The sequence below is a fragment of the Natrialba magadii ATCC 43099 genome, from assembly GCF_000025625.1.
In the GTDB taxonomy this organism is placed as follows: Archaea; Halobacteriota; Halobacteria; order Halobacteriales; family Natrialbaceae; genus Natrialba; species Natrialba magadii.
The window spans coordinates 611,060-637,271 of the sequence record NC_013922.1 but is presented as its reverse complement, the minus strand read 5'-3'; the positions used below and the strand labels follow the sequence as shown (position 1 = coordinate 637,271).

At 62.3% G+C, this 26,212-nt stretch carries 22 protein-coding genes and 1 pseudogene; 7 read left to right on the top strand and 16 right to left on the bottom strand.

Annotation, left to right across the window (positions count from 1 at the left end):
* Positions 1-161 precede the first annotated feature (161 nt).
* From NMAG_RS03010 to NMAG_RS03000, 3 genes are all read right to left on the bottom strand, one after another.
* Entirely contained in the window at positions 162-584 is a 423-nt protein-coding gene (locus NMAG_RS03010; protein ID WP_004216381.1) for a CBS domain-containing protein, read from the bottom strand.
* Between the two features lie 817 nt (positions 585-1,401).
* On the bottom strand, positions 1,402-2,490 hold the full coding sequence (locus NMAG_RS03005; protein WP_004216380.1) for a DNA topoisomerase IV subunit A: 1,089 nt from the start codon (positions 2,488-2,490) through the stop codon (positions 1,402-1,404).
* 1 nt (position 2,491) lies between these two features.
* Positions 2,492-4,966 carry a DNA topoisomerase VI subunit B gene (locus tag NMAG_RS03000; RefSeq protein ID WP_004216379.1) on the bottom strand — a complete coding sequence of 825 codons (2,475 nt, stop codon included), beginning with the start codon at positions 4,964-4,966 and terminating at the stop codon, positions 2,492-2,494.
* Positions 4,967-5,158: 192 nt separating this feature from the next.
* Here NMAG_RS03000 and NMAG_RS02995 point away from each other — a divergent pair, with 192 nt between their 5' ends.
* Complete coding sequence (locus tag NMAG_RS02995) at positions 5,159-6,037, top strand: helix-turn-helix domain-containing protein (RefSeq protein ID WP_004216377.1); 879 nt, start codon at positions 5,159-5,161, stop codon at positions 6,035-6,037.
* Between the two features lie 57 nt (positions 6,038-6,094).
* Here the strand turns inward: NMAG_RS02995 and NMAG_RS02990 are convergent, their stop codons facing one another.
* On the bottom strand, positions 6,095-7,249 hold the full coding sequence (locus NMAG_RS02990) for a M24 family metallopeptidase (protein ID WP_004216376.1): 1,155 nt from the start codon (positions 7,247-7,249) through the stop codon (positions 6,095-6,097).
* Between the two features lie 148 nt (positions 7,250-7,397).
* Here NMAG_RS02990 and NMAG_RS02985 point away from each other — a divergent pair, with 148 nt between their 5' ends.
* Complete coding sequence (locus NMAG_RS02985; RefSeq protein WP_004216375.1) at positions 7,398-8,249, top strand: COX15/CtaA family protein; 852 nt, start codon at positions 7,398-7,400, stop codon at positions 8,247-8,249.
* Positions 8,250-8,319: 70 nt separating this feature from the next.
* Here NMAG_RS02985 and NMAG_RS02980 read toward each other — a convergent pair whose 3' ends face one another.
* The gene (locus NMAG_RS02980; RefSeq protein WP_004216374.1) at positions 8,320-8,811 is read right to left on the bottom strand and encodes a metal-dependent hydrolase; all 492 of its coding nucleotides are present in this window, start codon (positions 8,809-8,811) and stop codon (positions 8,320-8,322) included.
* Positions 8,812-9,153: 342 nt separating this feature from the next.
* Here NMAG_RS02980 and NMAG_RS02975 point away from each other — a divergent pair, with 342 nt between their 5' ends.
* Positions 9,154-10,164: a helix-turn-helix domain-containing protein gene (locus NMAG_RS02975; protein WP_004216373.1), complete on the top strand. Its 1,011-nt coding sequence runs from the start codon at positions 9,154-9,156 to the stop codon at positions 10,162-10,164.
* A 21-nt stretch (positions 10,165-10,185) separates the two neighbouring features.
* Positions 10,186-10,851, top strand: a complete 666-nt coding sequence (locus NMAG_RS02970) for a uracil-DNA glycosylase family protein (protein WP_004216372.1) — start codon at positions 10,186-10,188, stop codon at positions 10,849-10,851.
* Between the two features lie 45 nt (positions 10,852-10,896).
* Here the strand turns inward: NMAG_RS02970 and NMAG_RS21445 are convergent, their stop codons facing one another.
* The gene (locus NMAG_RS21445; RefSeq protein ID WP_012996389.1) at positions 10,897-11,508 is read right to left on the bottom strand and encodes a hypothetical protein; all 612 of its coding nucleotides are present in this window, start codon (positions 11,506-11,508) and stop codon (positions 10,897-10,899) included.
* A 109-nt stretch (positions 11,509-11,617) separates the two neighbouring features.
* Here NMAG_RS21445 and NMAG_RS22380 point away from each other — a divergent pair, with 109 nt between their 5' ends.
* The gene (locus tag NMAG_RS22380) at positions 11,618-12,367 is read left to right on the top strand and encodes a hypothetical protein (protein WP_237076834.1); all 750 of its coding nucleotides are present in this window, start codon (positions 11,618-11,620) and stop codon (positions 12,365-12,367) included.
* 77 nt (positions 12,368-12,444) lie between these two features.
* Here NMAG_RS22380 and NMAG_RS22375 read toward each other — a convergent pair.
* The 6 genes and pseudogenes from NMAG_RS22375 to NMAG_RS02930 form a co-directional block, all read right to left on the bottom strand.
* A pseudogene (locus NMAG_RS22375) lies at positions 12,445-12,579 on the bottom strand (DnaJ domain-containing protein); the annotation flags it as partial.
* Between the two features lie 158 nt (positions 12,580-12,737).
* On the bottom strand, positions 12,738-14,366 hold the full coding sequence (locus tag NMAG_RS02950; RefSeq protein ID WP_004216367.1) for a DNA polymerase Y family protein: 1,629 nt from the start codon (positions 14,364-14,366) through the stop codon (positions 12,738-12,740).
* Positions 14,367-14,499: 133 nt separating this feature from the next.
* On the bottom strand, positions 14,500-14,823 hold the full coding sequence (locus NMAG_RS02945; protein WP_004216366.1) for a transcription factor S: 324 nt from the start codon (positions 14,821-14,823) through the stop codon (positions 14,500-14,502).
* A gap of 63 nt (positions 14,824-14,886) precedes the next feature.
* Entirely contained in the window at positions 14,887-15,570 is a 684-nt protein-coding gene (locus NMAG_RS02940) for a hypothetical protein (protein ID WP_012996387.1), read from the bottom strand.
* A gap of 69 nt (positions 15,571-15,639) precedes the next feature.
* Positions 15,640-16,677: a beta-ribofuranosylaminobenzene 5'-phosphate synthase family protein gene (locus NMAG_RS02935; protein WP_004216363.1), complete on the bottom strand. Its 1,038-nt coding sequence runs from the start codon at positions 16,675-16,677 to the stop codon at positions 15,640-15,642.
* Between the two features lie 170 nt (positions 16,678-16,847).
* Positions 16,848-17,177 carry a hypothetical protein gene (locus NMAG_RS02930; protein WP_004216362.1) on the bottom strand — a complete coding sequence of 110 codons (330 nt, stop codon included), beginning with the start codon at positions 17,175-17,177 and terminating at the stop codon, positions 16,848-16,850.
* Between the two features lie 183 nt (positions 17,178-17,360).
* Here NMAG_RS02930 and ilvD point away from each other — a divergent pair, with 183 nt between their 5' ends.
* Positions 17,361-19,103: a dihydroxy-acid dehydratase gene (ilvD, locus tag NMAG_RS02925; RefSeq protein WP_004216361.1), complete on the top strand. Its 1,743-nt coding sequence runs from the start codon at positions 17,361-17,363 to the stop codon at positions 19,101-19,103.
* A gap of 421 nt (positions 19,104-19,524) precedes the next feature.
* Here the strand turns inward: ilvD and NMAG_RS02920 are convergent, their stop codons facing one another.
* The 3 genes from NMAG_RS02920 to NMAG_RS02910 all read right to left on the bottom strand — a co-directional run bounded on the left by NMAG_RS02920 (position 19,525) and on the right by NMAG_RS02910 (position 22,327).
* Complete coding sequence (locus NMAG_RS02920) at positions 19,525-20,910, bottom strand: YncE family protein (protein ID WP_012996386.1); 1,386 nt, start codon at positions 20,908-20,910, stop codon at positions 19,525-19,527.
* Positions 20,911-21,201: 291 nt separating this feature from the next.
* Positions 21,202-21,648, bottom strand: coding sequence for an adenylyltransferase/cytidyltransferase family protein (locus NMAG_RS02915; RefSeq protein WP_004216359.1), 447 nt, complete (start codon positions 21,646-21,648; stop codon positions 21,202-21,204).
* 184 nt (positions 21,649-21,832) lie between these two features.
* Positions 21,833-22,327, bottom strand: a complete 495-nt coding sequence (locus NMAG_RS02910) for a Mov34/MPN/PAD-1 family protein (RefSeq protein ID WP_004216357.1) — start codon at positions 22,325-22,327, stop codon at positions 21,833-21,835.
* A 273-nt stretch (positions 22,328-22,600) separates the two neighbouring features.
* Here NMAG_RS02910 and NMAG_RS02905 point away from each other — a divergent pair, with 273 nt between their 5' ends.
* Positions 22,601-24,514, top strand: coding sequence for a DHH family phosphoesterase (locus NMAG_RS02905; RefSeq protein WP_004216356.1), 1,914 nt, complete (start codon positions 22,601-22,603; stop codon positions 24,512-24,514).
* A 150-nt stretch (positions 24,515-24,664) separates the two neighbouring features.
* Here NMAG_RS02905 and NMAG_RS02900 read toward each other — a convergent pair whose 3' ends face one another.
* A complete protein-coding gene (locus tag NMAG_RS02900; RefSeq protein WP_004216355.1) occupies positions 24,665-26,182 on the bottom strand; it encodes an MATE family efflux transporter in 1,518 nt (505 codons plus the stop codon).
* Positions 26,183-26,212: the final 30 nt, after the last annotated feature.

The window sequence follows — 26,212 nt, the reverse complement described above, 5'->3', positions numbered from 1 at the left end:
AATAGCGTTGGGTGTTCTGTCCCATACTGATCCTGTACAGTTACGGACCACTCGAGTACCACCCACAACTGCGGAGATTCCAGTGAAGAATTTGTGTCGGGAGTGTCGTAAAACCAGGCCGGATCACGGAGTGATCGCTGGAAATCTATTCGACTGTGGAGTCAGTACTCCGGCCGTTGGGCCTGAATGACATCCGAAAGCTGCAGGTGCTCGTCGGCGAGGAGTTCGTTGAGGTCATCAGCAGTGATGATTCCGACCAGTTCGTTACTATCGTCACAAACAGGGAGCCGACGGATACCATGCTCACTCATCAGTTCGGTTGCCTCGTAGAATCCGGCCGTCTGATCGACAGTTGTGATATTGTCGGACATAACATCACTAGCTGTCGTTTCTGCGGGATCCATCCCGTCGCCGAGTACGCGCGTTGCGAGGTCGCGGTCGGTAACGATCCCGATCGGTTCGTCACCGTCAGTGATCACAACACTGCCGACGTGGGACTCATCCATGCGTGTTGCGAGTTCCTGAACGGACTCATCTTCGTGTGCCGTTACGACATCGCTTCTGGCAAGGCTTTCAATAGGCATGAACCCGCCTCGCTGTCCCACTAACACCGATATAAATCCCCACCGTACCACCAACTCACCATGACTTTCACGCTCGGTCCCGAGAAGAAAGCACAACGTGGTCTGCCGCAGGTCCATCCCTCATGACTGGTCGATCCACCTCACTCCCCCCGAGTCGGCGGCCACAACCAGCAGCGCTTCGTCGCGACATCCCATCCGGCATATCGACGACGCTGGACGAGACTGAAGGTGTGCGGAGAAGTCAATTCTCTGCGAGAGACTCACCGACGCCGCTGTTGGATCCCGTCCAACGCGGCCGAACGGGATGGGTATCCGATTCCGAGCGCATCGCAGTCCAAACACTCCCAGCGGTACTCGCCTCTGAACCCCCGGATCGAAACGACGCCATCGCAGTCGGGACAGCGCTTCCGCCGGCGTGACTCTCGTACCTGTGTGAGAATATCCATGACGTTTCGATTCTCGTTCATTCCAGTTCCACCTTCTGTTGTCTAGTGTCTCGGTATAGGCTTTCTCGTTCGTGGCTTCGACCGGTAGCTGGTACCACGTTGGAATCAGTTTTGACAACTGCGTACGCGATTGGATTGCTCCAGTAGTGAGCGGCCAGCCCATGACAGTACGTCTCCACAGCGCACAATGCTGGCTCTCGGGGGCGAGTACCGGAAAACCAGGACACCGATCCGTAGGAGAGGGTGGATCAGTAAGATGTGGCTGTGTCCGTCGAACGTCGCTGCGCGAACGCGGCTGGGGGTGGTATGTGGTCAGTTGAGACAGGATCAACGCCCGGACCAGTCGTCGATGAGTTGAGTAGTTGGAGTGGTTAGATAATCCCCATCGCATCGAGGCGCTCCGGCAGATACGTATCCGTCACGAAGTCCAGACCGTGGGACGCGAGCGACTGCTGTTCGGACTTCTTCTCGATCTCTAACTGCAACTCGATCTGCTCCTCCCAGTACTCCGTCTGGAAGCGCGGATCCTCGAGTTCACTCTCCAGCGCGTTGATGTCCGAATCCGACAGCGGGTCGGTCGGCAGATCGTACTCGACGATGTCGGCAGGCTGGATGCCGATGTACTTGGCCTCGGGCGTCGCGAGGTACTCCGAGAGGTGTGCCGACTTGATCGAACCGTAGGCGACCGAGCCGTAGATCCGGTACGACCACGGGTCACCGTCAGCGAAGACCGTGACCGGCAGGTCGAGTTCGTCGTGCAGGCGCTTCGTAATCCGGCGCGTCGCCCGGGCGGGCTGGCCCTTCAGGTGAACGATCAGCGCGTTGTACTCTTCGTCGAAGCCGTTCTCGACGAGGCGGTCACGCATACCACCAGTCTCCACTGCGAGGATGAAGTCTGCGTCAGTGCCCAGGAACTCGATCGTGTCTGGGTTGTTCGGAATCTGGTACCCACCCTCGCCAACGTCTTCCTGGCAGTGGATCTCGCGCTCACCGCGGCGGGTCTGCTCGCGCAGGTGCAGCGGGCCCATGAGGGTTGCACCGGATTCCTCCGGGCGCATGTGGAAGTCCTCACGGGTGACGCCGGAGACGATTTCCAGGTCCTCGATCAGCCCGTTAGACTCGTCCTGATCGTTGAACTGGGCCTCCTTGTTGTCCCAGCTTTCGGAGAGGTAGTAGAGTTCACGCAGGGTCGACGAGCGATCCTCTTCTAACTGGTCCGCGAGGAACTCGATGGTGTAGACGGCTTTCAACAGTTTGCGCGCGCCGCGAACAGAGTTGGCCGAGCGGGTCGATTCACGGTCGCCATAGACCCAGACATCCTTGTCCTCGTCGTACTCGATGTTGTTCTTCGTCCGCGTTGGGACGGACATGTGGGGGATCTCGCCCAGTTCGAACTGGTCGTAGAACTGTGCCGCGAGATCGATCAACTGCTCTCTGGCTTGCTCGTTGTCTGCACTCATATTACTGTTTCACCGTCAGTTTCTCAGTTTCGACACCCTTCACGTCCAGATCGAAGCTCGCATCGTCTGCGACCTCGTACTCGAGTACCGCGTCGTCGCCGCTCGACACGTCGGCCTCCCACTTGACGAACCACTCGCCGTCCATTTCGACGACGGTGGCGCCGTCGGAGAGGCTGCGCGGTTCGGCCGAGACGATGTCGGTGATCTCGAGCGTCTCGTTCGTACTCGAGTTGTTCTCGACGATGACGGAGACGGCCTGGCCGTCGCCGTTCTGTTCGAGTTCGCGCTCGACGAGCACGTTGTTCATGATGCGGGCGATGGCGTCGTCGATGTCGGGTTCGTCGCGACCGGTGACCTCGGCGACCTTCGTTGCCATTTCGGGCAGGATAGTGCCGAGGACGTTCTGTTTCTTCCGGCGCTTTTGCATCGAGCGGCGCTTGTTGAGGAAGCTTTTGAGGTCGCGAGCGGCTTCCCGGATTGCGAGTTCGATCTCGTCTTCGATTTCGGGGACGTTCGCGACGGCGTCTTTCGACTCGCTGGTGAACGGCACGTTCGTCGAGGCAACGTGGATCATGATGACGACGGGGCCGTTGGGAAGCCCGGAGCCGCCGGGTTGGTCGAGTCCGTAGTTGCGCCAGCCGATGGATTTGACCACGTCGGTCGTCGCACACGCGCCGCGCTGGTAGACGAGCGGGACGCGGTTGGCGAATCGCATCACGTTCGCGCTGCCCTCGGCCGGCAGTTCGCCGCCGTAGGCGATGCCGGCTTCGACGACGAACGGATCGCCGCCGTGGACCTCGGCGTCTCGCGTTGCCGAGGCGTAGAACTCCGCGTCGAACTCTTTCTCCAGACCGGCCTGAATGAGGTCGTCAGAAATGGGCGAGAGACACCGTGTTGGCGGGGCCATGATGTCGGTCGCACGCATCCCGTCGACCAGATCGCTCGTCGCGTCACGGTCGCCCTCGAGTTCGCGCACGAGCGGCGGGTCGTCGGGGACGGTGGCCATCACGTCCCAGATCGCCTCGACGACGTTCTCGCGGGCGGTGTCGCCGAACGCCACGTCGTCGTATTCCTCGGTGAGTTCGGCCGCGCGGTCGACGTACTCCCGCAGCGTCTTGTGGGTGAGTCGGTGGCGCGGGTCGTCGTCGGTCTCGTCTTCGAAGGTGCCAGCGAGCCGGACGGCGAAGGCCTGGATGACCTCGTCGTCCTTGCGGGTGCTCGTGGCATCGTCGGCGAGGTCGTAGAGGTCTGCGACGAGGCGGGACTCGCTCTCGATAGCGTCGTCGGCCGCTGGGTCGGCTGCTTCGTCATCGTCCACCGGTACGGCGTCGATGAGTTCGAGCCAGACTGCTTCGACGGCGTTCTCGCGGACGGTGTCGCCGAACGTCGTCCCGTGTTCGTCTTCGACATCGTCAGCAGCCGAATCGACGACATCGCGCAGTTCGTAGTGGGCGATCCGGTCGAAGTCGGCGACTTCGTCTTCGATCGCCCCAGCGAACGCAGCCGTCGCGTCGGCTCCCTTGTTCGCGGTGGCGTCGGTGACCGCTGCGTCGAGATCGACCGACTCGTGGCTCGCAGGCGGCCGCCAGCGCATCTCGCGGCCGTAGTGACGGTCGCGGAACGCGTCGATGACCGACTCGGCGGTCTTCTTCCCGACGCGGGTGAACTCCTCCTGTAAGAAGCCGGAGACAGTCTGGGAGTCGGTCGCCGCGAGCATCTTGATCACGGTCCCGAGTTCGACGCCGTGTGGGTGTGGACGGATCTCCTCAGTCTCCTCTGGCAGTTGATCCGTCGCTCGCTCGAACTTGAAGTGCGCCTTGGGTTCGCGAAGCTCGAGTCGGGCGTGGGGATTGACGACCGCCGTGTGCTTGATGTAGTTGTGAAGCTGCTGGCGGGCGCGCATATTCGCCTCCATCTCGAGTTCGATGCGCGTCCCATGTGGGCGGTCCCAGGTCGTCGTCTCTTCGACGCTAATCTCAGGTTCGTTGTCGTCCGTGTCGACGATGAGTTCGAAGTACTGTGCCTCGTCCGTGCCTTCGGTCCGGCTAGTGATCTTCGCGGGTTTGCCGCTCGTGAGCTGTGAGTAGAGCACGGCGGCGGAGATACCGATCCCCTGCTGTCCGCGGGACTGTTCGCGGGCGTGGAAGCGAGAACCATAGAGGAGCTTCCCGAAAACCTTTGGCAGCGATTCCTTGGTGAGTCCCGGTCCGTTGTCCTCGACGATCAGGCGGTAGTAGTCGCCTTCCTCCTGTATCTCGACGTAGATATCCGGGAGAATACCGGCTTCCTCGGCGGCGTCAAGCGCGTTGTCGACGGCCTCCTTGACGGCCGTGACGAGGCCTCGAGCACCGCTGTCGAAGCCGAGCATATGCTTGTTCTTCTCGAAGAACTCGGCGATGGAGATCGCTTGCTGGCTCTCTGCCAGCTCCTCGGCGATCCCCGATTCCTCACCGAGTGTCGACTGGAACGACGTCATCATCCCCTTGTACTAACGGGGAGGCTAAAAGGTGTGTGCTACCGGAGTGAAAGTGATACTGGGCTGGGCAATGCTGGCCACCCAGCCGTCAGTCGGTCGGACGCAGTCGGTTCGTCCGTCGATATTTCCCCAGATACAGACGCTCACAAAGGTTTAACCAGCAGCGAAACTTTGTCTCGAGCAAGAGAACACATGGATCCAGACGATACAACCGAGCGACAGGTGGATGACACCACGGACGACAGCCGGCCGACTGCCCAGTCTAACGCTGAGACGGACGCAGACGGCCGGAGCGTTCCCGATTCGACAGCGGTTGACGCCAACGCTGGGAGTGAGCGCAACCGTCGCACTGACGGCCCCAACGAGGCGACCGAACCGGGTGAGGCGAGTGAGACAACCGAGAACGACGACACCAGCGACGGCATGCGAACAGCCGCCGCCGAAGAAGTCGACCAGCGTATCGTCGACCTGCTCTCGTGGATCCTCGACACCGAAACCCGCGCGAAAATCTACGTCCACCTGCTCGCCCACCCCGCGAGCACCTCAGAGGAGGTCGCGAAGGGAACCGGTCTCTACCCGAGTACCGTCCGCGAAGCGCTCGCCGAACTCCACGACGAAGAGCGCGTCACACGCCAGAAACGTGCTAGCGAAGGCGCAGGAAACAACCCCTACGAGTACACCGCGATCCAGCCAAGCGACCTCGTCGGCGGCGTCGTCGACCAGGTCCAGCAGGAGCTAAACACCATCTTCACCCTCGACCGCGTGCTCGATCGCTCGGCAGACGGAAACACCGACGGTTCCCAGACGCACGGCTTCGACCCGGTGACGATCACGGTCGATAGCGACGATACCGACATCGACACTGACGCAGGCGAGGACACGATTACGGGAACAGAATCGAACACAAGCACAGAGACGGACCCGGACTCGAGTACCACCGCAAACACGGGCACGGGCACGAACACGAATACGAATACGACCGTCGACGACCCAGCAGCCGACGCGGATTCCACCCCTGACACCGACACTACCACTAGCTCGTCCGAGGCGACCGACACCCACGACAGATAGCACGTCTGCAATCCACTGTTCGACCCCTCGCTACTACCTCTACTCTCCTTCGTTCGGTCAGTCTAACTCGAGTACGGCTGGACGTTCGAGTTCGAGTTCGAGTTCGAGGGAGTATTCGTCCCCAGTTCCATTTCCGAGCGCTGCGTCGCCAGCGGACGCAACAGCTTCCACCGTCGTCGTCGGCCAGTTATCGGTCGCGGTCAGTACCTCGAACTCGCCATCAGCGAGCAACACAGTATCTTCGCTTTTCGCGCCCTCGATCGTCGGATTCCAGGCGTAGGCCATGGGCTCTACGACGCTCGCCTCGTGGCCGGGCGTTGCAATCCACTCGCGGCCGGAGAAGCCGGCAGCGCCGCCCTGGTGATGTTCCATCCATTCATCGGGATAGCCGACCTCGTCGTAGGCGTCCTGAATCGCGGTAAACACGTCGCCGGCCGTGCCGCCCGTCGAAGCGGCCTTCCGCGTCGCGGCGAGCGCGGTTGTCTCGACGCGTGCAGCGGCCTCGTGGCGCTCGGTCAGCCACTCGGGTGCGTCGAACGCGACAGTCCGGGTACAACTTGCGTGGAGACCGGCCCGCTCGGTCGTCACCGAGACGAGCGCGTAGTCACCGAGTTCGGCGTCGGTCGGTGTGTAGTGGCGATAGCGCTGTGCGCGCTCGGAGCCGCCGACGAGGATGACGGGGGCTTCGATGTTCCGCGCCGAGAGCGCCACGCGCAGGGCGGAGGCGACCTCGTGTTCGCTATCGCCCGTCCGCAACTCTCGGCAGACGGACTCGACGGCAGCGGCGGTTTCGCGACCGAGACGGCGGTAGCGCTCCTGGTCCTGTTCGGTCAGTGGCTGCCGGAGCGGCGTCGGATCCACTCGCTCGAGTCCGGGTACGTCGATGTCGGCAGCGGCGCGCTCGTCCTTACCGACGCGAGCGGCGACTGCCTTGGCGAGTGAGTCGGTTTGCCAGCCGAACTGCTCGACGGAGACGGCGTCCGTGTCGAGGTCCGGTAGCTCCTCGTCCTCGATTCGGTTCGCTTCGTTATTCGTCGTCACGATTCGCACGTCGTCGCCATCGTAGCCGGCAACGGCCACGCCGGTTGGCGTCTCCCGGTCGACGACGCTGTTGCCACCGGTCAGCCAGGCGAAGGCGTTCGGCCGGGCGAACCAGACCGACTCGAGTTCGTTGCGCTCGAGGTAGTCGTCCAGTCGCTCGCGTTTGTCCATGCCGGGTGCTGGCGTGGCGGCGTCTTGAATCCGACGGACCACTGATTCGACAGCAGTGTCGTTGCTGAATCCTGTACGTGTTCGGCGACCTTTGACTGGGTCCGACTCGGGCAATGTAAGTACGGCTGGTCCTAACCCTCGCGTATCCGTGTCGTCAGATAGCCAGACCGCCGATGGGGGACTTCGCTCGCTGATCGCCAGGTTCGGTGTGCCGCACCTGCTCGCGACGACGCTCGTGCTCGTCGCCGGAACGATTTTGCTCGGCGTCGCCGCGAAGGCAACCGGGTCGGGACTCGCCTGTGAAGCGAACTGGCCACAGTGTGACGCTGGACCGTTCAATCTGCTGCCCGCTAATCTGCCGAGTTTCTACGAGTGGTTCCACCGCTTCGTCGCCATGTTTGCCGGCTTTGCCATCGTCGGCTCTGCAGTCTCGGCGTGGCGTAGTCCTGACATCGACCGCCGCGTTGCCGCGCTGGTCGTTCTCGGGATGGTCCTGACGCCAATTCAGGTCTACCTCGGCCGCGAGACGGTTCTGAGCTACGAGATGGAAATCCTCTCGCTGCACTTCTGGACTGCCATTCTCATCTTCGCGATGTTCGTCGTCGCGACGGCACTCGTCTGGAAACCACGCCTTCGGTCCGCTCACATCCCTGCAGTGCTGGCGCTTGGGTTGGTCTCACTGCCACTCCACGTCGCGCTTAGCCCGACTGATCTGGGGCTCGTCTCGGACTACTCTCCGACGGTACAGTTGCTCCAGTACGGCGTCACCCTCTCGTTGCTCGCGTCCGTCATCGTTGCCACCATGGTGACCAACTGGCGAAAACAGGATCAGACACTCTTCGGTTTGCTCGCCGGGACGGCCGTCCTCACGCTCGCTGTGACCTATCTTGGCCGTCGTGCAGTAATGACGCTCAATCCGGCACTCGATCAGCTCTATCTCATCCTTGCCGGCGTGCTCTTGCTCGCGTTCGGCGTCGCGATTTATCGAAGCCGCCAGTAGTAGATCGTTTTCCTCTCCGGTCACCGGGTCCCTGGAGCCGGGTTACGCCTGTGCTTGATAACCAGAACCGTCACCCGACGGCCGTGACGACTCCAACCGCGACGACGACAGCACTGACACCAAGCCCGAACAGTGCGTAATTCGCGATGGGGTTTGCCGCCCGAGTCACGTCGAACGTGTAGTGACGACTCGAAAGCGGCCAGAACGGGCGGATTCCCATCGGCGTGATCACGTCCGCAAGGAGGTGTGAGACGATCGCGAGCGTCCCCACAGCGAACGCGAACACGAGCAGTTCAAGCCCGACGAACGGCGTCGATTGTCCGACTACCACGGCAGCAGCCATCGCAACCAGTACCCCGACCAGCAGTGCAAACCCGACCGTGTGCGTCGGTCCGCGATGCTCGAGCATCGGCACTCGCTGGTCGAAATCGGGAAGCGTTGAGAGGCTAACAGCGACGAGCCCACCGACGATTGCGAGCCCTTCGTCTCCCCCCACGGCGACGGCGGTGCCAAGCGGCGCGTAGACCAGCAGGGCAGCCCCATAGTGGCCGACCTGATACATTTGTGGCCAGAGAGGCAGCGGCCAATGATAAACCCTCCGCGAGACGGATGGCACTGGTCGCTCTGGCTGTTCGAAGACCGTCAGAAAGACAACGGTAATTTCGTTCGACAGAGTTGTTGGAATAGCAGCAGAAATAGTATAGATACACTGGATCGAATACGAAGACAGTGATAAATGGCTTCGATATCTAACGAGGGCTTACTTGTAAGTCCGTGGGAAAGTATCAGCGAAGATCGGTAGTATGCATAGCCAAGTGACCACTGAACGAACCCGTCCGAGAGAGCCCCCCGTGAGCGAGAGCCCGCGCCTCCAGCCGACCGCTGTCGATACCACCGCCGACAGATGAGCGTTATCGCCACCATCGCCGTCCCGGCAACAGCGTTCCCGCTTGGATCCGTCTTGGACTCTGCTGGCGCACACGATACGACCGTCTCCATCGAAACGACAATCCCGACGAGCGAAGGGGTGCTTCCCTACCTCTGGGTCCCCGCTGACATCGCCCCTTCCATCATCACGACACTCGAGTCCCGGTCGATGGTCGCCGGTGTCTCGATCATCGACGAGTTCGACGACACCGTCCTCGTCGAAATCGAGTGGGCAACGAGCGTCAACGGGATTCTCAAATCGATCCAGGAGAGTGACGTGCTCGTGACGAACGCCACGGGGACTGCCGAACAGTGGACGTTCCGCCTTCGCTTCCCCTCCTACGACTCACTATCAACGTTCTACACCGCCTGTGTCGATCGCGAAATCCCGATCGAACTGCTCCAGCTCCACGAAGCCGTCAGCGCAGGCGACGACCAGCGCTTTGGCCTTACGACTGCCCAGCGCGAGTTGATCGTCGCTGCCTACGAGGCCGGCTACTTCGACATCCCACGAGAGACAACGCTCGTGGAACTCGGACACGAACTCGGCATCTCCGACTCTGCCGTCTCTCAGCGACTCCGGCGCGGCCTCTCGACGCTGATCGGCTCGACGCTGGCGATCGATCCACACCACACCCAGGGCGAGGACTCGGGGCGCTCGAGTACGAGTGCACCGAGTCGCGGTTCGAGTGTTGGTGGGGGTGGAGAGAGAAGTGTGAGTGAGAATAGCGGTGAAGATGGAAGGACGGCTAAAGAGCGAGGCAACGAGTCAGAAAGGCCATCGAGAAAGGGAGCGGAGGGCCGGGATGAGTATGAGTACGAATACGAGCACGAGCCCGGGTGCGAATACGAGTACAACGACGAATCGACGTCAACAGTCGAAGACGACGACGCAGACACTGCAGACGAACCAGACACGACAGCGTCCGACGCCGCAGACGAAAACGACGGTCCTGAACTCCAGACGGACGGATCGAACGAGTCGTGACGGGCCACAACCGCGGCCGTTATGGGCCAGCCACCCCTTCTGACGAACGTGCAAAACGTCACCGACAGGACGAGCAACCCGTTCGGACTCAGACCACCGTTCGACCGGAGCGGCCCCGACGAACGGACCGCCGTCTTCGGCTACGGTGACGCCAACGCCGACTTCCACGTCATCGGCGACCATCCCGGCGTCCACGGCGGGAAGCGAACCGGCGTCCCCTTCACCGAAATCGAGAACGGGAACGCCATCCAGGACGTTCTCCGCGACCCCGACATTGACTTCGCGAGCGGTCCTCGAGACCAGCCCGTACTCGAGAACTGCTATCTGAGCTACGTCCATATGTGCAGTCTCCCGGACGGCCACCAGCCGACCGCGAGCGACTACGCGGAACTCGAGCGCTACTTCGACGCCGAACTCCGGGCGATTAACGCCCACATTCTGCTGCCGGTCGGCGAGCAGGCGACGGATCACGTCCTCCGGGAGTACACGACCCAACGCCGCCGGATCGACCTGAATATGGTCGACCTTCACGCCACCGAGATCCGCGGTCGCGGGTTCATGGTCGTCCCGATTCGAAATCCAACCGAGTGGGACGACGGCGACCGCGAGGCGATTCTCGAGACGCTACGTGAGATTCTGGCGAGCGATTATCGGCAGACGAAGGGTGTGGCGACGCGGATTGGGTAGGAACTACTGTTGAAGCAACGTCTCAGCGCGTCTGTCACCAACATCTCAGCGACCGAGGTGCTTTCTGATCGTCGCCCGCAACGGGAGCCCGAGCGCGCCGAGCAGTGGCAGGACGACGAACAACACCAGATCGACCGGCAGCGTCGCGTAGCCCGCGAACCCGGCAGCGAATCCACACAGCGGGGCCAACACCGGAAGGACGTACGCATACGAGGGTTTCCATCCCGGCCCCCGGCGTGTGTGCGCGACGATGACGGTGAACAGGAACGGCATCAGGACCGCACCGGCGAGCAGCGGCCCGCCGATCAGCGTCGTCGAAACGCCGAGCGCAATCGCGAGCAGGATGGTCTCGTCGATCGAGAGCGGTCGCCAGGTCTCCTCGCGCCACACGAGTCTGACGACGAGGATCGCACCGAGCACGAGCGCGACGAACCCGCCCAGCGCAGCGTACCACTCCATCGGCGCGACCGGCGGAGTTACGATTTCCGACCGCTCGACGAACGCCGCGCCTGTGTCGATGCCGTACCGGCCGCTCTCGAGTACCCCCCAGATCGCGGCGGGGTCGGTTCCGACGGCGGCCAGTTCGGTGCGAAGTGACTCGAGTCCCGTCTCGTTGCCGAGCGCGAAGTCGGCGAGGCCGGCGAGGTAGACGAGCACCGAGAGCCAGAGCAAGGCGAGACCGAAACGCTGGCGACGCCACCAGCGGGCGAGGGGGTTGGTTCGGAGCCAGGCGAATCGGGTGGTCGAGTCGTCGGTGTCGGAGTCAGTGCCGGTATCGGAATCGGTGGCTGTCCTCGAGTCGGCGGTGCCAGTCGCGCTCGCCGCTCCGCCCTTACTCCTCCCAGTAGCTGTACTCGATCCCTGCTGTGTGCGTGTCCTCGAGTTCCGGTTGGTCGCTGTCCCGCTCGAGGTGCTGGTTGACGCTGTCTCTGTCTTCGCCCGGGAACGGGAACGGGAACGGGAACGCGAACGCGATGACGATGACGAACTCGAACTCGAACTCGAACTCGAACTCGAGTTGGAACCAGTCGAACTGGTGCTGGAACCGGTTCGTGAACGGGAACGGGAACGGGAACGAGAGCCCGAACGTGACGACGAACTCGAGTCCCGACTGGAGCCGGAGCCACTCGTCGAGTCTGTACTGGAGGCAGAACTGGAGCGAGAGCTCCGGCTGGAACTCGACGAGCCGCGCTTCGTTCGGTTTCGGCTGCTACTACTCCGCTTGCTTCCTCCGCTTTTGCTCCCACTCGTCGATGTCGACCGTGCTGTCGACGTCGAAGACCGCCCGGACGTCGTCTTTGACTCCGTCTTCGTCGTCTGCCTGCTACTCGAGTATGCGTCTGAGTCCGTGTCAGAACTGGAACTGGAACTGGAGCGCGAACCCGAATCGGAACTCGTACTCGAACCCGTACTCGAAACCGTACTCGAACTCGAGTCCCCGCTCGTACTCGAGTCGTCGTCCGAACTCGCCCAGACTTCGGGGTCAGGGATGCCGCTGGTTCGCTTCGCGACGTAATCTTTGTGCCCGAGTCGGTCGTAGGCCTGGCGCTCGACCGGTTCGCTGAGGATTTCGTAGGCTTTCTTGACGGCGACGAACTGCGCTTGTGCGCGGTCGTCGTCGTTCAGATCTGGGTGGTAGACGCGGACCTTCTCCCGATAGGCATCTTTGATCTCCTCCTGGGAGGCGTCGGATGGAAGCTCGAGAAGGTCGTAGAAATCCTCAGTCATAAACGATCGAGAGCGTACTGTCTACGCTGCCGTTGTGCGGGAACTGTTATAATATCAGTGTTCTCGTTGTTCCAGCACGTTGGAACGAGGATTAGTGCGAGAACGGCCGTTTCAAAGGCGAACGAGACGAGGTAGCCGGTGGCACTGTCCGCTTGGAGCTATGTGAAATCGGCCAATACTGTCTGACCCTCGGGTATCCGATGCGTTGTCGGAGCCGACTCGGTTGTAGGCGAGGTAGATTCAGCGTCGGTTTCATCGTTGTTCCTGACGGGGTCGCTCTTCTCGGCAGTAGCTGTAGCTGTGTCGCTATTGGGTTCGGAGCTAGCCGTGAACGCTGTCAGCGCTTCCTGTCCGTCGCCGCTCATACTGGGGCTGGTTCCGGGTCCGGTTTCGGACTCGGACTCGGACTCGGACTCGGACTCGGACCCGGACCCGGTTTCGTGTTTGGATTCGGAGCCGGGTTCGGGTTCAGATTCGGACTCGGCTTCGAACTCGTAGAGAGCAACGGCATCTGTCTCGGAGTCCAATTCCGGACCGGTGCCAGACTCCGGTTCCCCCTCTCTTTCCCGCACATCCGTTGTCACGCCTTCAGATCCACCGGAGGCCGTCGCCGCGCCATCCCACCCGTCCAGACTCGTCTGGTCCGCCGTCGCGAACTCGAGATTGGCGACACGAACACCGAGCTTTCGAACCGGCTCCGTCTCGAACTCGGCGAACAGGTCGCGGGTGATCCGCTCGACGAGGTCGGGATCGTCGACCGGGCCGGGAAGCGACCGCGCTCTGGTGTTGACATCGAACGGCGGCAGGACGGCCTTGACACCGACGGTTCTGTACAGCGCGCCCTCACGCTGGGCGCGGTCGGCGACGGCCGCAGCGAGGGTCTCAATCTGCTCGTACTTGGGCTCCGGATCGGAAACGGGCTCAGCGAAGGCCGACTCGCGCGAAAAACTCTTGGGGTCGCCCTTCGGTTCGACGCGACGGTCGTCGTCACCACGGGCGCGGTCGTAGAGTTCCTGACCGCGCTCGCCGAAGCGCTCGACCAGCGGCTCGGGATCGGCCGCGGCCACGTCGGCGGCCGTCTCGAGTCCCATCTCCCGAAGTTCGCGCGCCGTCACGGGACCGACGCCGTGGAGCAACTCGACGTCCAGCGGGGCGAGAAACTCCCGCACTTCTCCGGGTTCGACGACGGTCAGCCCGTCCGGCTTGTCGAAGTCGCTCGCGATCTTGGCCGCGCTCATGGTCGGCGCGACGCCGATACTGACGACGACGCCGACCTCGCGCCGAATACGGTCCTTGACGTGTCGGGCGAAGCCGTCTGCGACCTCCCAGGCGGTGCGCTCGGTCACGTCGAGGTAGGCCTCGTCGATGCTCACCTCACGGACGGTGTCCGAACAGTCGTGGAGGATCTCCCGAACGTCGGCCGCGACGGACTCGTAGAAGTCCATGTCGACGGGGCGGTAGTAGCCGGTCTCGTCCTCAGTCAGGTCTGGATCGTGGTCGTCTGCGTCTGGTGAAAGGGCGGCGCGCCGCGGCAGGGACTCGAGTGCGGTCGAGATTGCCTGGGCGCTTTCGACGCCGAACTCGCGGGCTTCGTAGCTGGCGGTGGCGACGGCGCCGATGGTGTCGCCGGGTTCGTAGCCCATGCCGACGACGACGGGGTCGCCGCGGAGTTCGGGCTCGCGGAGTCGCTCGCAGGCGGCGTAGAAGCAGTCGGCGTCGACGTGGAGGACGATCCGGTCTGCGGTGTCCTCGGTTTCGACGCCGGGGAGTTGTGGCCCGTTGGGCATTGGTTGTGTGTCTATGTCGGTTGCTGTGTGCGTTGTGTCTGGGTTTGTCCCAGTGTGTTCGTCTAGAGGTATGGGAGGGGCGTTGTGAACGTTGCGTCCGGTGTGGCGGTGCCGGGTGAAGTCCCGGCCCGACTCAGTTGTAGCCCCGCCAGCGATGGCCACACTCCGTACACTTGAAGAATCGTGTCGGCGGCTCGTCCGCGGAGGCGGTCTGTTTTAGTGTGTACCAGGCTTCCTGGGTGCCACACTCGTCGCAGACGACGTCGGTCGCCTTCGGCTTGCCTTCGAAGTTCGCGTTCTCGTCGGACTCGATGACCTCGTCGTCGGTCTGGGATTCGGTGGTGACGAACTCGTCTTCGCGCTCGCGGTCGCGCTCGCTCGCCGCACCACAGTTCGTACAGACCATCCGGTCGTCCTCAGCCATCATCATCGAGCCGCAGTCGTCACAGAACTGCATACCCCGACTGTACGGTCGGCTGTGCAAAAAATACGTCGTCATTACCGCCCGTGTGGGACGCCGTCAGTGCGACAGGAGTTCGACCTCCCAGGGGCCAGCAGCGTCGACGATGACGTATCCAATTCCGTCGAGTGAGAACGTCGTCTCTCCCTCGAACTGGTCGATCTCGTTGAACACGAGTTCGGGGAATGTGAGTCCAAAAACGGACGCCTCCTGCGGAAGGATTTCGACGATGAAGTTCCCCTGTCCCTCGTGAACGCCACGAGCCTCGCCGAGACCATCGAACTGAAACGGCCCCGCCCAGTCCGGAGTATCGCCCGCAAGTGTGGCGGGCAACGACTCGGCATCGTCGTCCGTGGCCTGTGGCTGCTGGATCTCGATCTCCCAATTCCCATCTGCATCGATGTCCAGCAGGTACTGTCCCTCCGCAGCGATGAGCCCTGTCGCACCGGTGTACGCACCGATCGCATTGACGAGCAACTCAGCCCGATCGCCGGTGGCGGGAACGAGATCCACGATGAAGTTCGAGTCGCCGTCGTGGCTACTTTCGACGATCGTGACGCCATCTTCGAGTTCGAACTCGTCGGTGACTGTCGAGCCAGCATCGGTGAACGTAATTAATTCCGATTCCGCTGTCTGGTCGGTATCCTGCCGTGCACTGACACTGGTACTCGAGTACAGTGTACTTCCCGCCAGTTCCATGCCCCCGAATCCCAGACCCGCCGCAAGGTAGCGTCGTCGACGCATAGCGGGTCTCCACCTAGAAGCGGCTTAGAACCGTTTCCGTGATCGCGACGACTGTCGCGCTGGCTGGCACTATCGGCGCAGGTGGTGCTTCTTGACCGTTGCACCGGTCGTTGCCGCACACGACACGAGTACCTCACCCGACAGCCCACGTTCTGCGAGTGCATCCTCGGCCGCGGCGACCGCTTCCTCGGCATGGCCGCGGTCCGTCACGCCGTAGACGACTGGCCCCCACGAGGACTGCCCGATCCCCGAGAGAACTGGACAGGACTCGAGTGCCTCCACCAGTTCACCGGCGGGCGGGCGGAAGACGCCGCCCTGGGCGTCGGTGTACCACGCACCGTTCTTCCGGCCGATTTCGCGGATCGCCTCGCCGAAGGCCTCGAGTCGGCCTGCGGCCGCGGCGGGGAGTAGTTTCCGGGTGACGACGCCGGCGAGTTCGTCCGCGATGGCGGGGTCTGCGCGTTCGACGACGGTGCGCATACTGGCGTCCTCGTTCGTGCCGCTGCGGCCGGGGTCGGCGTCGGGGACGACGACGAGGAAGCGCCAGTCATCGGGCAGGTCGTGGCGGGCGACGACGGGTGGGACTGTCCAGTCGCCTTCGTCCGGCGGCGCGGTCGTAAAGCGATTCGTCGGATGTCCAGCGTCGACGACGAAGCCGCCGTTCTCGAAGGTGGCGACGCCGATACCGCTGCGGCCGCCCCGCCCCATCGCAGGGGCGTTCGTCCTGACCCGCGGCTCCAGGTCGTAGGCGTGAGCCGTCGCCGCGAGAACGGCAAGTGCGAGTTGGGTTCCGCTCCCGAGGCCGACGTGTCGCGGTAGCCGTTCCTCGATATTGATTTGGATCCCGGGAACGTCGAGCACGTCGACCGCCCGAACGGCATAGTCACGGACGAGCGGGTCTGCGGCGGCGATCTCGTCGGCGCGGGCTGCTGTAACGGTGACGCGTGGTGTCTCGAGCCCGATTCCGATGCCGCCGTAGAGTCGTTCGCGAGCGAGCGAGAGGTTCTGGAAGCCGACGTGGAGGCGAGCACCGGCGCTGACGGTCACGCCGCGTTCCCTGTCAGCTGGTGAGGGCGGTCCAGCGTCCGACTCGCTCGCGTTCGGCATGTGTCTGTGTACGCGCTGTAGGGTCGGTCTCGGGAAGGGGGTTTCGACGCTGGCAACGCCTGACGACAGTCTCTGTGGGACAATCTCTATGGAACAGTCGCTATGAACCAGTAGCCGTAGCGGTAGACGACAGACAGCAGACCGCAGAATAGGTGCGTTATACGCAGCGGTTACCGGGTCGGTGCGCCGTACTCGACGTGGACCGTCGGTGTACTCGCAGATTCCGGCGCGGGAACGCCGTTCCAGTCGACCACGTGGACGTTCGCCATCTCGCCGGCGAATCGGAATCGCTGGACGCCCACGTCGATCGTCCCCTCTGCGACCTTCTCAGAAACCACGACACCCTCGGAAACGGGATCGTCTGCGACCATCTCGATCTCGCCGTCGACGGCGATTTCGAATCGTGAGGGAACCCCGCGACCGACAATCGTCACGAGATTCGGGAGTTGGTTGGCTGACTGTGCATCCGAGTTCTGTTGTACCGGATCGTCGCGTGCCATGCTTCGATGAGATAAACGGGAGGGTATAAACTTTCTTCCTCGAAAATTGGTAAGAATCCGTGACCATCACTCGAAATAGAGAAACGACGGGTGGTCACTGACACGCCCGCGGCCGGTCCCACCGGTCATGGAAAGAACGACCGACAAACGGTGACTTATGGTCTCCCGACGCAAGGTCCGAGCATGAGCAGCGACGAGTTCGACTACGGCAAAGACGAACGCCTCCGGAGCCGCGAGGTCACCGAAGGGGCGGAGAAGGCACCCCACCGGGCGATGTTCCGCGCAATGGGCTTCGACGACGACGATCTCTCCTCGCCGATGATCGGCGTGCCGAACCCGGCAGCTGACATCACTCCCTGTAACGTTCACCTCGACGACGTCGCCGAGTCCGCACTCGAGGGCGCGGACGAGGCCGGCGGGATGCCGATCGAGTTCGGCACGATCACCATCTCGGATGCGATTTCGATGGGAACTGAGGGGATGAAAGCCTCGCTTATTTCGCGAGAACTCATCGCCGACAGCGTCGAACTCGTGACGTTCGGCGAGCGCATCGACGGCCTCGTCACCGTCGCGGGCTGTGACAAGAACCTGCCCGGGATGATGATGGCCGCGATCCGGACGGACCTCCCCTCGGTCTTCCTCTACGGCGGCTCGATCATGCCGGGCCAGCACGAGGGCCGAGACGTGACCATCGTCAGCGTCTTCGAGGGCGTCGGCACCTACGGCACCGGCGAGATGGACGCCGAGGAACTGGACGACCTAGAGCGCAGCGCCTGCCCCGGCGCAGGCTCCTGTGGCGGCATGTTCACCGCGAACACGATGGCCTCCGTCTCCGAAGCACTGGGCCTCGCACCGCTCGGCAGCGCGTCTCCACCCGCAGAGGACGAAGAGCGCTACGAAGTCGCCCGCCGCGCCGGCGAACTCGCCGTCGAAGTCGTCGAAGAGAATCGACGCCCCTCCGACATCCTCACCCGAAAGTCCTTCGAGAACGCCATCGCGCTCCAGACCGCGATTGGCGGCTCGACCAACGGCGTGCTTCACCTGCTCGCGCTCGCCCGCGAGGCCGGCATCGACCTCGAAATCGAGGACTTCGACGAAATCTCCCGGCGCACGCCGAAGATCGCCGACCTCGCTCCCGGCGGCGACCGCGTGATGAACGACCTCCACGAGATCGGGGGCGTCCCAATCGTCATCCGTCGGCTACTCGAGTCCGATCTCTATCACAGCGATGCGATGACCGTCACTGGCCGGACAGTCGAGGAGGAACTCGAGCGCCTCGACCTGCCGGCTGACGACGAGATTGAGGCGGACTTCCTCTACTCCGTGGATGATCCAAAGGAGGACGAGGGCGCGATCAAGATCCTCTCGGGCTCTCTCGCACCCGACGGCGCGGTGCTCAAGGTCACCGGTGACGACGAGTTCTACCACCAGGGGCCGGCCCGCGTCTTCGAGGACGAGGAGGCTGCCATGGAGTACGTTCAGGAGGGTCACATCGAGAGCGGCGACGTGATTGTCATCCGCAACGAGGGGCCGAAGGGTGGCCCCGGGATGCGCGAGATGCTCGGCGTCACTGCCGCAGTCGTCGGTGCCGGCCACGAGGACGACGTGGCGCTCATCACTGACGGTCGGTTCTCCGGTGGTACCCGCGGGCCAATGATCGGCCACGTCGCCCCCGAGGCGTTCGTCGGCGGTCCGATTGGACTGCTGGAGGACGGCGACGAGATCACGGTTGATATTCCGGAGCGCGAACTCGCGGTCGACCTCGATGACGCCGAACTCGACGCTCGCCGCGAGGAGTGGGAGCAACCCGCGCCAGCGTACGACAGTGGCGTGCTGGCGAAGTACGGCCGTGACTTCGACTCCGCGTCGAACGGTGCGGTGACGAATCCGGGCCTAACGCGCGAGTCGGATTCGGGCGAGTACTGAGCGACTGATCGACGACGGTATTTGGCCTCCGAGAACCAACGTCCGTGTTTGTTCGCGCCTTCTATGTCCTGCACGAGACTTTCCCAGTGGTACACCGGACGACAACGTAGATGTATAAGTACTGTCTGGAGTGTGAGTGGCAGTGCAGCACCGGGGAAGGGCGGTCCGAGGCAGACGTTTCGAAAGAAGCGATCGAGCACTTCGTCGAGACCGGCCATACAGTCGACTCGTTCCGATTGCCGCCGCCGGTTATTCGAATGAATTGAGCGACAGCTGCTAGTCGTCGCAAGTTCAATTCCAGACAGACTCACACCCGACTCGAACTCAACTGCGACACAGCTACTGCTGGCTCCTTCCTACCGGGGAAGACTGTCGCCCAAAACGATCAAATAGTCAATGACTGCGGCCGTCGAGACGCGTCTCAGAACGGCGGCGAGTTCGTAATTTCTGTCTCGAACGTCTCGATCGGACGAACGCCGAGGCCGTGGAAGTCAGGCGTTCGTGGACCGTCTTCCTCGTCGTCCTGGGCGAGTTCGATGTGTTCGTCGTCGAACTCCTCAATTGGGAACGGCTCGAGTACGTCGACGTGCTCACGGTCCTCGACGCTGATAACCGAGACGCCGGGCGTCACACCGGTTGCAGCGTGTGGGTCGCCAGAGAGCGGTGCTGGGCCGCGTAGGGTGACGAACATGTACTCGCCGTCGGGCGAGGTCCACATGATGTCGGGTGCGTCGCTCTCAGCAGGATCGTCGTCCTGAGCGGGACCGTAGGCGTCGATGGTCTCCTTGACCTCGTCGGTCTCGGGGTCGACGATGACACCGTCGTTGGTTTCACGGTTCAGCACCCACAGCTCCTCGCCGTCTGGCGTGAACCAAAAGCCGTGTGCGTCGATTCCCTCGGTCGACTCGCCGTCGACGATGACCTCGTCCTCAGCGGTGTTGTAGACGTAGTAGTCACCGACGCCCTCACTGTCGCTGGATGGCAGGCCAGCGGTGAGGTAGAACTTCTCCTCGGTCGGGTGTGGCATCGTGCCACAGTTCGTCGGCAGCGTGTCGCCGGAGATTGCCGTGTCGACGGTGAACTCCTCGTGGTCGACGATCACGAGCGCACCGTCGTGGTAGCTCGGACCGAGCGTGTGCAGCGAGCGCCCGTCGTGGGCGTACTGGTGACAGATCGGCGAGCCGCTTTCGATGCCGGCGTCCTGGACGGTGTCGTCCTCCAGGACGACGATTTCGTCGACGACCTCGAACGATTCGCTGTCGAGGTCGGCCTCGACGCGGACGATTGCACCCTCACCGATCGCGTCGACGTGGATATAGTCGTCCTCGGGGGTGAACGCGGCCATGTGCGATCCCTCGCCCGTGTCGATGTCGGCGACGAGTTCGTGGTCGTCGGTTCGGAAGACGAGCGTTCGCGCGCCGGCCGTACAGGCGATGGCGGCGTACTCGTAGTCCGAACTGAAGTCGATCATGTGCGGAACGATGCCCTCCGCTGGGAGGTCCTCGAGTTCGTTCAGATCGATGTGGTTCGTCAGCGCGAATTCGTCGTCGCCCTCGGGGGCTGGTTCGTACGTGAAGATGTCGTCGCGACCCTGGTCGAGCGCCCAGAGTTCGTAGGAGCCATCACCCTCCTCGAGTTCGGCGTCGACGGTGTAGTCGAACTCCTCGGCGTCTCCGTTTTCGTCGCCGTTTTCAGCCCCATCTTCGCCACCGTTGCCATCCCCGTCGCTGGCACAGCCGGCGACTGCAACGATACCTGCAGTCGCACTGCCCGCCAGGAACGTCCTGCGAGTTGGATCAGTCTGCATGGTCGTTTCCTCTGTTCTCCACATTCAAAAGTTTGCGGTTTCAGGGCCTCTACCTGGCAATTATGGCGTTTTTGGTGAGATAGGGGAAAGAATTGACGCGGCTTCGATCGGGTGTGCTGACCAGGGGCCGCATTCGAGCATCAAACCACTGTTCGGCTGGGTCCTCGTCACTTCTCTCGGCAACTATTGCCTCTTTCTGAGTCGAGGGGTATGCTGTTTCGCTTGGGAGCCGTTATACGGTTGTGAACGGCGACTTAGAGTACTACAGGAGGAAGTCACGTAGCAATCTGTCTATCTATCACGCCGCTCGAGAATTCGGTCGATGATCAATCTGGTCGAAAGTACCTCGTCCTCGCGTGTCGACTCGCGACCGCTCGCACGGTCGACGACACAGTCGATCCCGCGGCGCTCGAGTTCATCCTCGATGGCATCCGCGTCGTGGTGCTGGTCGTGACCGAGTGCAATCACGTCGGGATCAATTCGCTCGATCGGGACGAAGATATCCTCCTCGTGACCAAGGATAGCTTCGTCCACGACTTCGAGCGCATCGACGACGTCCCGCCGCTGTGCGGCCGAACAGATGGGCGCTTTCTTGTGATCGACGTTCGATTTCCGTGCGACGATTACGTATAATTCGTCACCCATTGCGGCGGCCTCCTCGAGATAGTGGACGTGACCGGGGTGTAACAGATCGAAGGTTCCCTGTGCGATCACCGTCCGTGGGTTGTCGTTCGTCATAGATTCGTCCTCAGTTCCGTCCTCGAAATCGAGATCTGTCGCCGTTGTTGCTGGCGTTTCGTGCTCGTCTGCTGAATCATCGTGTGGATTCCAGTGTCGGTCTCACGTTGGTTTCGGTTTCGGTGTCTGCGTCAGCCGCTGTGTCAGCGTCAGCATGTCTCTCACGCTCACACAGTTTCCCGTCTCAATACAGTTCCTCGTCGATATCTGCCTGCGTGAAATCGAAGAAGTCCTCGGTTTCGGGCAGGTCGACGTCGATCACGTTCAGGGTCGTGCGCTTGCCCTGCGAGTCGAACGCCTTCCAGTCGCGACGGCGGTACGGTGCGCCGATAATGATATGCACACTCCCGCGGCCGAACGTCTCCAGATCCGCACTGCTCGGACTGATCACGCCGTTTGGATGGGAGTGAACGCTCCCGAGCGCCTTCACGTCGTTCGGAATCTGGCTCGTCTTAACCGTCGCGCTCACGCTGTTTGCTTCCGTTCCCGGCACCACCAGCACGTCCGTGATGACGAGCCCCTCTTGTTCGAGTCCCAGTCGAGACGCCTCGGTCCCCCGCAGAAACCCCATGTACTCGTTGGGGTGGGACGCCTCCGAAGATTCGATCGCGAACTCGAGTGTCTCCTCGGCGATGCCGAGGATTTCGTTCGAGCGAAACAGCGCGTCGAGCAGCCCCATACACCATCATCGGAGGGTGCGGTTGCTAAACGTTCCGATGGTCGCGTGGCGAGCAGTGTTCCTGATGTGTTGCGGCGAATCAATCGCCGTGCCGCCAATCCATCCATCAGATCACCAGTTCAACCATCGTGCCGCCAATCCAACCGCCGTGTCTCACCAACCAACATAGCCGTCGCGACGCCAGCCCCGCCACTGCCTGCAGTTTTGGGATCGACGACTGACATCCCTTCTTGACAAGGGTTATACGCAGCCGTCACTAACCGGACACTCAAGATGACACGTGAGTCCGCCGGGGTCCCCGGCGAAGACGACGGGGATTCCGTCGTCTACGATCTCGATGCAGATTGTACCGCAGAGGATGTCGAGCAGAACCAACCCTACCTCGCTGAAATCAACGGTATCGTCGACTACGGCGTCTTCGTCGATCTCTCCGAATCCGTCTCCGGACTCGTCCACGAGTCTGTTCTCGAAGGCACCTTCGCCGTCGGCGACGAACTCGTCGTCGAACTCGAAACCGTTCGCGACAACGGTGACATGGCGTTCGAACCGGCCGAGGTCGATCTCGACGACGGGACGACCGTCGAAGCCGTCACCCACGACTACTCCCTGACCGGCACTGACCGTCTCGAGGGAACCGTCGGCGAACAGATCCACCTCGAAGGCGAAGTCGTGCAGGTCAAACAGACCGGCGGCCCGACGATTTTCCACGTCACCGACGAATCCGGCGTCGTCCCCTGTGCCGCCTTCGAAGAGGCCGGCGTCCGCGCCTACCCGTCCGTCGAGGTCGGCGACGTCGTCCGCGTCACCGGCACCCCCGAACACCGCGAGGGCTCCGTCCAGATCGAAGTCGACGGCCTCTCGAAACTCGAGGGCGAGACCGCCGAGGAAGCCCGCGATCGACTCGAGGACGCACTCGAATCGCGCGCCGAGCCACACGATGTCGCGCCGCTAATCGACTGGCCCGCGTTCGAAAAGCTCCGCGACGACCTCCAGGAAGTCGCGACCCTGCTGCGCCGAACCGTACTCGAGGGCCGCCCGATTCGCGTTCGCCACCACGCGGACGGCGACGGGATGTGTGCCGCAGTCCCGGTCCAGATCGCACTCGAGCGCTTCATCGCCGAGGTGCACGAGGACGATGATGCACCACAGCACCTCATCAAGCGCCTGCCCGCGAAGGCTCCGTTCTACGAGATGGAGGACGCGACGCGCGACCTGAACTTCGCACTCGAGGACCGCGAGAAACACGGCCAGCAGCTGCCCCTCTTGCTGATGCTGGACAACGGTTCGACGGCCGAGGACGTCCCGGCCTACGAGACGCTGGCACACTACGACATTCCGATCGTCGCGATCGATCACCACCATCCGGATCCCGACGCAGTCGGTGACCTGCTCGACGCCCACGTCAATCCGTACCTCCACGACGAGGACTACCGGATCACGACGGGCATGCTCTGTGTCGAACTCGCGCGGATGATCTACCCGGACATCACGGACGAACTCCGTCACGTCCCCGCCGTCGCCGGCATTTCGGACCGCTCGAAGGCCGACGCGATGGACGACTACATCGACCTCGCCGTCGAGGAAGGCTATGACGAGGACCGCCTGCAGGACGTCAGCGAGGCGTTAGACTACGCGGCCTTCTGGCTGCGCTACAACTCCGGCGATCAGCTCATTCAGGACCTGCTCCAGATTAACAGCGACGAGGAGGAGCGCCACCGCGACCTCGTCTCGTTCTTCGCCGACCGCGCCCGCGAGGAGGTTGACGAGCAACTCGACGCCGCGATGGCCCACCTCGAGCACGAGGACCTGGATAACGATGCCCACCTCTACCGGATCGACGTCGAGAACTATGCCCACCGCTTTACCTACCCCGCACCGGGCAAGACGACGGGCGAGATCCACGACCGCAAAATCGAGGAAACCGGCGATCCCGTCATCACGGTCGGCTACGGCCCTGACTTCGCCGTGCTCCGCTCCGACGGCGTTCGCCTCGACATCCCACAGATGGTCTCCGAACTCGAGGAGGAAGTGCCCGGCGGCGGCGTCTCCGGCGGCGGCCACCTCGTCGTTGGCTCGATCAAGTTCGTGAAGGGCAAGCGCGAGGAGGTCATCGACGCTCTGGTCGACAAAATGGAAGACGCTGAAATCGACGAGGCGCTCTCGAGTGCGGCGCCGATCGACGACTGACTGAGTGGACACACCGACGCTACTTGAGAGCAGCCGAGGCAACGGTTGGTACTATTCCTGTGTCGTTTTGTCGTTCCGACAGTTGCACAGCCACACCTGACACAGAGGAGTCAATCATTTTGAGGGGGTGGAAATTTGTTGATAATAGCGTCAGTGCTGTGTTGGCAGTGAGGATGACGGGATCCACGTTCCGCGGACGAGCCACACGACGGCGATCACCGACGAGATGATGTAAGACAACGCAATCGCATACCATACGCCAGTGATGCCGGCCCCAAACCAGACGAGTGCGGCGTAACTCAACGGGATGCGGAATACGAACAGCTCTAGCGTGGCCAGGAGCATCGCGAGTGTCGTGTTTCCGCTTCCGCGGAACGCGCCGAGAGTTACCTGGAACACGGCGAAGAAGACCAGTGCTGGTCCGACGATCCTGACAAAGGATGCACCGCTCTCTCTGATCGTATCGGCAGCCACGCCACCGCCTTCGACACCCAGGAACACGCCCACGATCGATTCGGCAAACGGGTAGGCAGCGGCGACGATACAGACAAACAGGACACTAGCCATCCCCGCAGAGAGGTATACTGCGCGTTTGGCACGGGGTTGCTGGCCGGCACCGAGATTCTGTCCGACGGTCGTCTCCACCCCGCGCGCAAGCCCGAGCGAGATGACAAACAGGATCGCGACGAGGTACTCAGAGATGCCGTACGCCGCGACGGCAGCATCACCTTCGATCGCGAGAACTGCCGTCAGGATTGCGACGCCACCGGCGCGAACGCCCATCTCGATTGCTGTCGGTGAGGCGATCGTGAGGATTTCGACGAGTGTCGAGCGACGCGGTCGGAGCGATGCCAGTGTCAGCTCGAACCCGATTCGGCCAGAGAAGAGGATATACAGGCCGAATGCAGCGGCGATCGATCGGGCAAAGATCGTTGCGATGGCAGCGCCCTCGATGCCGTAGCCAGCGAACCCGGTCCAGGCGTACAGCGAGTGCTCGAGCGAGTGGCGTCCGGCCCACTCGAAGAGCGGGTTCGCCGAGAATCCGTGGATCACGAACGGATCGATGAGGATGTTGACGAATGCGCTGATCCCCATCAGTTTCAGCGGGGTTTTCGTATCGCCCCATCCTCGAGAGAGCGCGTTGAAGACGAAGAACCAGAACATGGGGACCAAACCGAGAAACGTGATTCGCGTGTATCCGACGGCCTGCGTGTATGGCTCCGTACCGGGAGTTGCACCGACAAGCGTGAGCAACCGCGGCGCGAGGATGTATCCGATGACCGCAAGCACCAGCGCAAGGATCGTTACGAACGAGATGGTTCCCCCAGCTACCGAACGGACCGCACGTAATTGACCGCCGCCTTTGTGCCGTGCGACGAGAACTGTCCCCGCTGTCACTACTCCGAGTCCGATGCTCATTCCGAGGTAGACGATCGGCCACGAGTAGGACATCGCCGTCACTGCATTGGTTCCGAGATGACCAATCCAGTAGAGGTCGACCAGGAAATAGACGATATCGAGCCCCTCTGCGAGAACGATCGGTGCTGAGAGGACTAACAGCGGCTTGAACAACTGACCATCGGTTACGTTAATCGACTGACTCTGCGAGGGTGTACCCGTTGTCGTAAGATCTTGTGAAATAGACTCATTCGTCGTTGATTCGTCCATCGCGTGTACCTGAACTGAGGGGATGGGTGC